This is a genomic window from Tropicimonas sp. IMCC34043, assembly GCF_003390845.1.
Lineage (GTDB): Bacteria > Pseudomonadota > Alphaproteobacteria > Rhodobacterales > Rhodobacteraceae > Tropicimonas.
In genome coordinates, this window is record NZ_QMEK01000006.1 from 262490 (window position 1) to 270203 (window position 7714).

A 7714-nucleotide genomic window follows, 5' to 3' on the forward strand; every position below is an offset into this window, starting at 1 on the left:
AGGCGGCCGGCCGCTCGGGTTCACCCGGCGGCCGGCCAATGTTCAGCCCAGATCTTCCGGTGCGTTCCTCCGCAGCCAGGCAAGAATCGCGCCGAGCATGACCCACCCGGCAAGGCCGGCGCCGAGGGCGCGGCTGGCAAACAGGGCCGCGATCTCCTGCGGCACAGGGCCTTCGAAATGCTCCGGTTGCGGTGCCCCGATGACGTGCGGCGCCAGAAGCAGAACCACAGCTGCGGGCACGCGCCAATGCCCACGGCCGAAGGCCAGCAGCCAGAGCGCAACCGCAGTGACGGCGACGGTCGCATACCACCAGACTTGCCGGTCCGAGAGGTCGACATGGGCAGATCCAGGCACCTCTGGCGGCAGGGAGAAGGCGGGCGCAAGCTGCGCCGCCACGAAGCCGCAAACGCCCCAGACCGCACCTTCCCGGGGCGAAATGGATGCGCCATCCGCAGTTGCCAGGGCCATCGCGGCCGAAAGCAACAGCCCGTATCCGGCAAAGATCAGCATGGAAAACAACAGGCTCAGCCCGTCACGCACCGGGTCGATCCCGCTCCATTCCAGCTGCGCCGAAACCGCCTCTGCCCCACGATGCACCAGTTCGCCTGTCTCGTAGAGTTCGGCGTGGAGCAGCACCGGCTGCACGAATGAAAGCTGCAGCAGGCCCGTAAGCAGGCCCGCTGCAGCCCCAGCGACAATGCCGCTGGTCAGACTTTTCGCGATCATAGATTAGTGGCAGACAAAGCCGTTGGCGTGGCGCACGTCGTGGGCGGCGGCATGCAGGGCCGATGCCTGGACATTGCCGGCGATGGTGATGAGCCCCAGCCCGAGAATGCCGCAGACGAGGGCGGCGGCCTGACGGCTGGAAATGTCGAAGAGCGCCTTCCGGCGAAGTGCAGTGATCATGGTTTTGCTCCTGTGGCTGTCACACCCGACAGCATCGAGTTTCAACGATCCGGCAGGTCTCCTGGCTCGCGGGTCGTCATGGGGGCCTGCCTTCCCTGCACGGGGCAAGTGGCATCATAGGCCCGCACTCGCCGCTGACAGTCGCGGGGGCGGCTTCGGACGGGGCGGCCCGACATGGGTTCCGTCCCTCCGAATTCCCTCTTCGTCTCCCGGCACTTTGTGCCTGATGGGAGAACCGGATCGTCTGGTCTTACCTTTGGGAAAGGTGTTCGGGCAAGCCATTTATGAGTGCCGTGCAGCGGCGAAGGCCTCCGGCGCGTTGGCATTGCAGGGGGATGCCGGGCGCGCAACCGGCGACCGGAAGACGCTCCTCAAGGAAATGGCTCGTCCGAACGTCTCCCGGTTTCCGCAGCGCCATCACCGCATCAGGTACTTGAAAAGCGCGACGATCGCCAAAAGCAGCAGGATGACCAGCAAGATCATCCAGAAGCCGCCGAAGGCCATTCCCCAGCCATATCCGTATCCACCCATCATCGCTAAGTCCTTTCATGTCGCGAGCGCACCGCATGGCGATGCGCTCCAGTACCGGTTCAATTGCGCCAGTTCGTGCCGTGGCCATGCCAGAATCCGCGCCACCAGCCGCCACCCTGGCGCGGAGCCCCGTCGAAGCCTTGCATCATCTGCGGGCCGTGGCCGGCGGCCGGGCCCGGCATACCGTTGACCGAAGGGCCGTATGCCCCTGTGCCGGGAACGGCGCCGCAGGGTGGCACCGTGTTTCCTGCGCTTGCACAAGGTGGTGTCTGCTGTCCGGTCCATCCGGGCGCTTGGCTGTTGCCGGGGCCCGGGCCGTGGGCAATGGCGAGCGAAGGCATCGCAATCGCGGCAACGATCAGCAAGTTGCGTGTCAGGACGTGAGTCATTCTCTGTCTCCTTTCCTGCGGCGAGGTTCGGTCGGCCCGGGTGCGGGCCGACCGTCGGGTCGATCAGTTGTTGCCTTCGGGCCCGGCCGTATCACTGCGATCCTGCGGCCATGGGCAGTCCTGCGAGAAGGTGGCGCGGCGGCTCTGCATCTGGGCCATCCATTCGGCGGGCGCCGCGATCTCGTCCTGTGTCACCTGGCCATCGCCGTCCGCGTCGAGTGCCTGGAAGCGGTCCACCATCTGCGGGCGGATCGCCTTGTCGTAGAGCGCCTGGAACTCCTCCAGCGAGAGGGTGCCGTCGCTGTTGCTGTCGTATTCCGCCAGCGCGGCCTGCATACCGTTGCGGGCTTCGTCAGAGCTCACCGTGCCGTCACCATCGGCGTCGAGGTCGCCGAACAGGGCGCCCATCATGCCGGGGCCACCCATCATGCCGGGGCCAAACGACCCGCCCATCATGCCCATGCCGGGCGCACGGCCCATCATGCCGGGGCCGCCAAAGCCACCCATCTGGCTGTGCATCTGGCTGTGCATCTCCATCATGTGTTCCATGAAGTCGGCATCACCCATCATGGCCGGTCCCATTCCGCCATAGCCGCCCGGGCCACGCATCATGCCCGGACCACCTTGCGCGCCGCCCATCATCGGGCCGGGGCCACCCTGCCAGTTGCCCATCATCGTGCCCGGTCCGCCTTGCGCGCCGTTCATCATCGGGCCAGAGCCACCTTGCCAGCCGCCCATCATCGCGCCGGGGCCGCCCTGCGGTCCCTGTGCCCAGCCACTGCCCTGTGGCCCGTGGGCCAACGCCGGAATGGTCACCGCTGCGCCAACTGCGGTGAAGGCGACCAGTGCGATTGCGAGTTTCCCTAAGCGTTTCATGACCACGTCTCCTGTGTGTCGTCGTTCTGATGAGCTCAATCTGGGGGATGCCTGTCGCAGCATGATCCCGAAAGCGAAGAGATTTGTATCGGTTTGTCGCAACGTCCGGGCCCTGTTACCTGCTGCGACCATTTTCGGCCCGCGTGCCGGCGCGGATGCGCTATGCAGGAGGCATGACGGACGCACCGCACATCCTTGTTGTCGACGACCACCGCGAAATCCGCGATGCCGTCAGCCGGTATCTGGAGCGCAACGGCATGCGCGCCAGCACGGCGCGCGACTCCGTGGAGATGGACGCGAAGCTCAAGACCGGCCGCTTCGACCTCGTCGTGCTCGACGTCATGATGCCGGGCGAGGATGGGATATCGGTGTGCCGTCGGTTGAGCGCGGAGGGCACCATTCCGATCCTCATGCTGACGGCGCTCGGAGAGGAGACCGACCGGATCGTCGGGCTTGAAGTCGGCGCCGACGACTACCTGCCCAAGCCCTTCAACCCGAGAGAACTTCTGGCGCGGATCAAGGCGATCCTTCGGCGCAGCGGCAGGGCGGAGCCACATGCCGGCACCCTGTCCAGCCGCCGGGTGCAGTTCGCGGGCTGGACGCTCGACACCGACCGGCAAGAGCTGCGCCATGCCGACGGACGCGAGGTCCACCTGACCACGGCGGAATTCCGTCTGCTGACGGTCTTTCTCGAACGTCCCCGCTTCGTGCTGAGCCGCGATCAACTGCTGGACCTGACCTCCGGCCGATCCGCCCATGTCTTCGACCGCACCATCGACAACCAGGTGAGCCGCCTGCGCAGGAAGATCGAGGAGGACCCGGCGCGGCCGGGCCTGATCACCACCGTCCGGGGCGGCGGCTACAGCTTTGCCGCCGACGTGAAGGTCGAGACATGAGGCGGTTCCTGCCCGGATCGCTGCGGGGGCAGTTGCTGCTGCTGATCCTGCTGACGCTCGCACTGGCGCAGGCGCTGGTCGCCTGGCTGTTTGCCGACGAACGCGAGATGGCCCTGCGCGCCGCGCTCGGGCAGGAGGCTGCCAGTCGCGCGGCAAACGTGGCCCGGCTGATCGCAGAGGCGCCGGAGGACCTGCATCCGTCGATCCTGCGGGCGGCGGATTCCCCGCTGGTGCGCTTTTCGCTGGGGGCTGCGCCCGCCGTCGATCACTCAGGTCATGGCACCGAAGTGCTTGCGGGGCAAATCGCTTCGCAGATCGGGACAACCCCAGTGCCGGAGGTCCGCCTTGAATTGCATCAGACCGACGACCAGCCCCAGCCAATGCCCGGCATGTTCGGTATGTCCGGCCAGATGGGGCAGATGCACCGGGCCATGCAGCCGGTCCCGATCTCGTCGGTGGAGATGAAGATTTCCGTCGCGATGCAAAATGGGACGTGGCTGAACGTTCTAACCCGGTTCCATCGCCCGCCGTATCAGCTTGCCTGGACGGCGGTCGGGACATTCGCCGTCTCGGCGGTCCTGATCGGCGCGACGGTCTGGGTCGCCCTTGGGCAGTTGACCGGCCCGCTGCGTGAACTGGCCCGGTCGGCGGAAGAATTCGGCCGAGGCGCCGAGGCGCACGTGATCGATCCTTCCGGCCCGAACGAGCTGCGCAGCCTGACCGGCGCCTTCAACAGGATGCAGGAACGGATCCGGCGCTTCGTGGATGACCGGACCCGGCTGTTGGCGGCGCTCAGCCACGACCTGCGCTCGCCGCTGACGGCGCTGCGGGTCCGCGCCGAGATGATCGATGAGGACGAGACACGCGAGCGGATCATCGCCACCACCGAGGAGATGCAGGAGATGGTCGAAAGCACGCTTGCCTTCGCCCGCGGTGTTTCGAATGCCGAGCCCGTCGAGACGGTCAACCTTTCCGAGATTGTCGCCTCTCTGGTCGCCGACATGGACGCATCCGCGGGTCTGGTCACGCTTCAGCCCTCTCCGGAAATGGTCAGGGTTCAGCTTCGCCCGACATCGATGCGCCGCGCCCTGCGGAACCTGATCGAGAATGCTCTCCGCTATGGCGGGCAAGCCGAGGTTCGCGTCTGGCGCGACGGGGAGGCGGCGCGCATCGCCGTGGAAGATCGCGGGCCGGGGATTCCGGAGGATCAGTTCGAGCATGTCTTCGACCCCTTCGTCCGATTGGAAACCTCGCGGTCCCGCGAGACGGGCGGGGCGGGCCTCGGCCTGTCGATCGCCCGGACCATCGTGCAATCCCATGGCGGCGACATCGACCTGCAGAACCGGGAGGGCGGCGGGCTGACAGCCACCATGACCTTGCCGGTTGCGTGACCTGTTCCGCTTCACGGCAAGTTGCCTCCCTGACGCATCGACATTTCCGCCTCCGAAAGGGAAACTCCGGACCATGACGCGCCTGTTCAACCTGTTCTGCATCGGTGTTATCACCGCCTTCCTGCTGGGGTCGGTGGCGCAGGCAACATCCTTTGGCGGGATGACCGTCGGAATGGACGCCATGCATTCCGTCGCCCCTGTCGGCTGCGATGACTGCGATGGCGCGGGTGACGAGGGCAGCTGCGCTGGCGATTGCATGTCGCTGACCGTCGCCGTCCTCCCGGACCACGGCACGGAAGCCGACATCGAAAAGGTGACGGAACCGGCGGCGAGCCTGGCAGCCACGCCGGGGCGATCCGACCCACCCGCGACCTCGCCACCACGATCCCATTTTCCGATCTGACTCTCCGCGCCGGTCTCCGGCGTAGCTGACGGGTACCACACTGCGGGCCATTCAGGCCCTGCGGTCCCAATCTCGGAAAACGGAATGACCATATCAATCTCAGACGGGGTTTCCCGGCGCGCCTTCCTGGGCGCGGCCGCGGGAGCCTGGATCGTCGGGTCTGCGCATCCGCTCCTCGCGGCGCCAGCCCCCTTAGTCGACGCGCTCGCCTTCGCTGGCAACGCCGTGCTTGCCGCAGGAAACGGCCTGTGGAGGAGCGATGACGGCGGAGAGTCCTGGCACGAAACAACCGGCCCGGACAAGCAGCCCAGGGCGTTGACCGCCCATCCGGAGCGCCCGGGCCGCGTGATTGCCGCGCTGGACGGCGGCGGGCTGGCCGTCTCGGAAGATGCCGGTGCAAGCTGGCGCGACGCCGGATCGGTGCTGCCCACGGCGTCCATTTGCGCACTGACCACGGCGGCGACCCTGCCCGACACCCTTTACGCCGCCGTCGCGGGTGACGGGCTCTGGCGCAGCGAGGATGCCGGTGAGTCCTGGGAGTTCGTGATGGATCGCCCGTTCCTCGCCGGGGCCGAGCGGGATGTTCTGTCGCTCGCCTCGGTCGATGCCGCCAGCGGCATGGGAGGTATCTGGCTCTATGCCGGGACCACGGCCGGCCTGCAACGCGTACCCGACTGTTTCTGCCGCTGGCAGGACGTACAGCGCGGCGACGCGCTCGACGCGCTTGTCGAGGGTGGGGAGGAACCCGAAATCGCGCCTCTGCCGGCAGGAGAGCCCGTGCGGGCGCTGGTGTCCTCGGCGACGGCACCCGGCAGGCTCTACGCGGCCTTGCCCTCCGGCACCTGGGCAACCACCGACGCCGGTGTCATCTGGCAAAAGGCCAGTGACCTCGACGCCATCACGCTCGCGATCGACCCGGCCGCGCCCCTCTCGCTCGTCGCCGCCACGAAGCGCGGCCTAACCCTGAGCCGCGACGGCGGCAAGACCTGGGCCGCAGGCGCGGTCCTCTGAAGGAGATTCCCATGAAAACGTTCACTCTCGCACTCGCCTTCCTCACCGCAGCCCCTGCTTTTGCCGGTGAGGCGATCACCGTCTACCGCGACCCCAGCTGCGGCTGCTGCTCCGCCTGGGCAGAATACATGGAACAGAAAGGCTACGACGTGACCATCGTCGAGGAACGCGACGTGGCCGCACGGGCCATCGCTGCCGGCGTGCCCGAACGCGGCCTGTCCTGCCACCACGCCGAGGTCGGAGGCTACGGCATCCATGGCCATATCCCGGCCGAAATCATCGACCGGCTGCTCGCCGAACGACCGGCGATTTCCGGCCTCGTCCTTCCCGGCATGCCGCAGAACTCTCCGGGCATGGCGCCAGACAAATACGGCACCCTCAAGGTCTATTCCTATGCGCCGACGGGCGTGGCGGTTTACTCGAATGAATAGGCGTTGCGGACAAGGAGGCGCGTTCCTGCACCTCCTGTGTCGGGGTGGATCCCTGGCGGTCCGCCTCGGCATGACGGCGGCGGCGCTTTCGGGCGCCGCCATCGCCGAGACGTCCGGTCTGAGTTTTCTCGGCGAGCCAGTGACCCCGGCGCAGCTTCGGGCCGGGGAGGTTCTCTACGCCGAGACCTGCGCGAGCTGCCACGGCGAGAACCGGGAAGGGCAGCCGGACTGGCGGAGGCGGCTTGAGACGGGCCGGATGCCTGCGCCGCCGCAGGACGGAACGGGACATACCTTCACCAATTCGGACGCCGATCTGTTTGCGATGACGAAGTTCGGGATCGGTGCTGTGGTCCCCGGCTACGAAAGCGATATGCCCGGTTTCGAAGGCGCACTCGAGGATCGCGAGATCGTAACGATCCTGGCCTTCCTGAAAGCCAACTGGCCGGACGAAAAAAGGCAGTTTCAGGCGTCGTTACCGTCGATGAAAGGCGCATCGGGGCGCTGAGCGCACGCCTTCCGGCTTTAGGCCTTACAAAAGGTCACCTCCACTTTCAGCGGCATGGTCTGTATCGGGTCCGGAGTGTGGCGTACAACAACACCCTCAGTTGTACCGATCGGCGTCTACATGGCAGCCCAACTCTGCGCGTTGACGCAGGACGTATTCGACGCCGAAGCCATGGCCGTCGTTGGCCTTGTTTAGGTCCTGCCGAACGTTTTCCGGTTGATTGGAGCGTGGTTTCGGCGCGGTTCGACACTGGCCAGCCTTGGGATGACTATCCTAGGGCGTTGTGTTTTGTTGGTTTGGATTTTGCGACGATCGTCGAGAGTTATTGGGAATTTCGCTAGGTTTGGCGGTGACCTACTCTCCCACGTCTTGAGA

General features: G+C 66.4%; 10 protein-coding genes and 1 riboswitch. Of the genes, 6 read left to right on the plus strand and 4 right to left on the minus strand.

What is annotated here, in order from left to right; genetic code table 11:
* Window positions 1–42: 42 nt before the first annotated feature.
* From DQG17_RS18770 to DQG17_RS18785, 4 genes are all read right to left on the minus strand, one after another.
* Window positions 43–726, minus strand: a complete 684-nt coding sequence (locus DQG17_RS18770; RefSeq protein WP_116134397.1) for a CbtA family protein — start codon at window positions 724–726, stop codon at window positions 43–45.
* 3 nt (window positions 727–729) lie between these two features.
* The gene (locus DQG17_RS18775) at window positions 730–906 is read right to left on the minus strand and encodes a CbtB domain-containing protein (protein WP_116134398.1); all 177 of its coding nucleotides are present in this window, start codon (window positions 904–906) and stop codon (window positions 730–732) included.
* Between the two features lie 33 nt (window positions 907–939).
* A riboswitch (cobalamin riboswitch) is annotated at window positions 940–1161 on the minus strand.
* A 335-nt stretch (window positions 1162–1496) separates the two neighbouring features.
* Window positions 1497–1826: a hypothetical protein gene (locus DQG17_RS18780; RefSeq protein ID WP_116134399.1), complete on the minus strand. Its 330-nt coding sequence runs from the start codon at window positions 1824–1826 to the stop codon at window positions 1497–1499.
* Window positions 1827–1889: 63 nt separating this feature from the next.
* On the minus strand, window positions 1890–2702 hold the full coding sequence (locus tag DQG17_RS18785; RefSeq protein WP_198666198.1) for an EF-hand domain-containing protein: 813 nt from the start codon (window positions 2700–2702) through the stop codon (window positions 1890–1892).
* A 173-nt stretch (window positions 2703–2875) separates the two neighbouring features.
* Between DQG17_RS18785 and DQG17_RS18790 the strand changes: the two genes are divergently transcribed.
* The 6 genes from DQG17_RS18790 to DQG17_RS18815 all read left to right on the plus strand — a co-directional run bounded on the left by DQG17_RS18790 (window position 2876) and on the right by DQG17_RS18815 (window position 7339).
* Window positions 2876–3598 carry a response regulator gene (locus DQG17_RS18790; protein WP_116134400.1) on the plus strand — a complete coding sequence of 241 codons (723 nt, stop codon included), beginning with the start codon at window positions 2876–2878 and terminating at the stop codon, window positions 3596–3598.
* The gene (locus DQG17_RS18795; protein WP_116134401.1) at window positions 3595–4989 is read left to right on the plus strand and encodes an ATP-binding protein; all 1395 of its coding nucleotides are present in this window, start codon (window positions 3595–3597) and stop codon (window positions 4987–4989) included. Before DQG17_RS18790 ends, DQG17_RS18795 begins: the two co-directional genes overlap by 4 nt.
* Before the next feature lie 73 nt (window positions 4990–5062).
* Window positions 5063–5392: a hypothetical protein gene (locus DQG17_RS18800; protein WP_116134402.1), complete on the plus strand. Its 330-nt coding sequence runs from the start codon at window positions 5063–5065 to the stop codon at window positions 5390–5392.
* A gap of 84 nt (window positions 5393–5476) precedes the next feature.
* On the plus strand, window positions 5477–6403 hold the full coding sequence (locus tag DQG17_RS18805; RefSeq protein ID WP_116134403.1) for a hypothetical protein: 927 nt from the start codon (window positions 5477–5479) through the stop codon (window positions 6401–6403).
* An 11-nt stretch (window positions 6404–6414) separates the two neighbouring features.
* Window positions 6415–6834 carry a DUF411 domain-containing protein gene (locus tag DQG17_RS18810; RefSeq protein ID WP_116134404.1) on the plus strand — a complete coding sequence of 140 codons (420 nt, stop codon included), beginning with the start codon at window positions 6415–6417 and terminating at the stop codon, window positions 6832–6834.
* Window positions 6835–6904: 70 nt separating this feature from the next.
* Window positions 6905–7339, plus strand: a complete 435-nt coding sequence (locus DQG17_RS18815) for a cytochrome c (RefSeq protein ID WP_116134405.1) — start codon at window positions 6905–6907, stop codon at window positions 7337–7339.
* The last annotated feature ends 375 nt before the right edge of the window (window positions 7340–7714 follow it).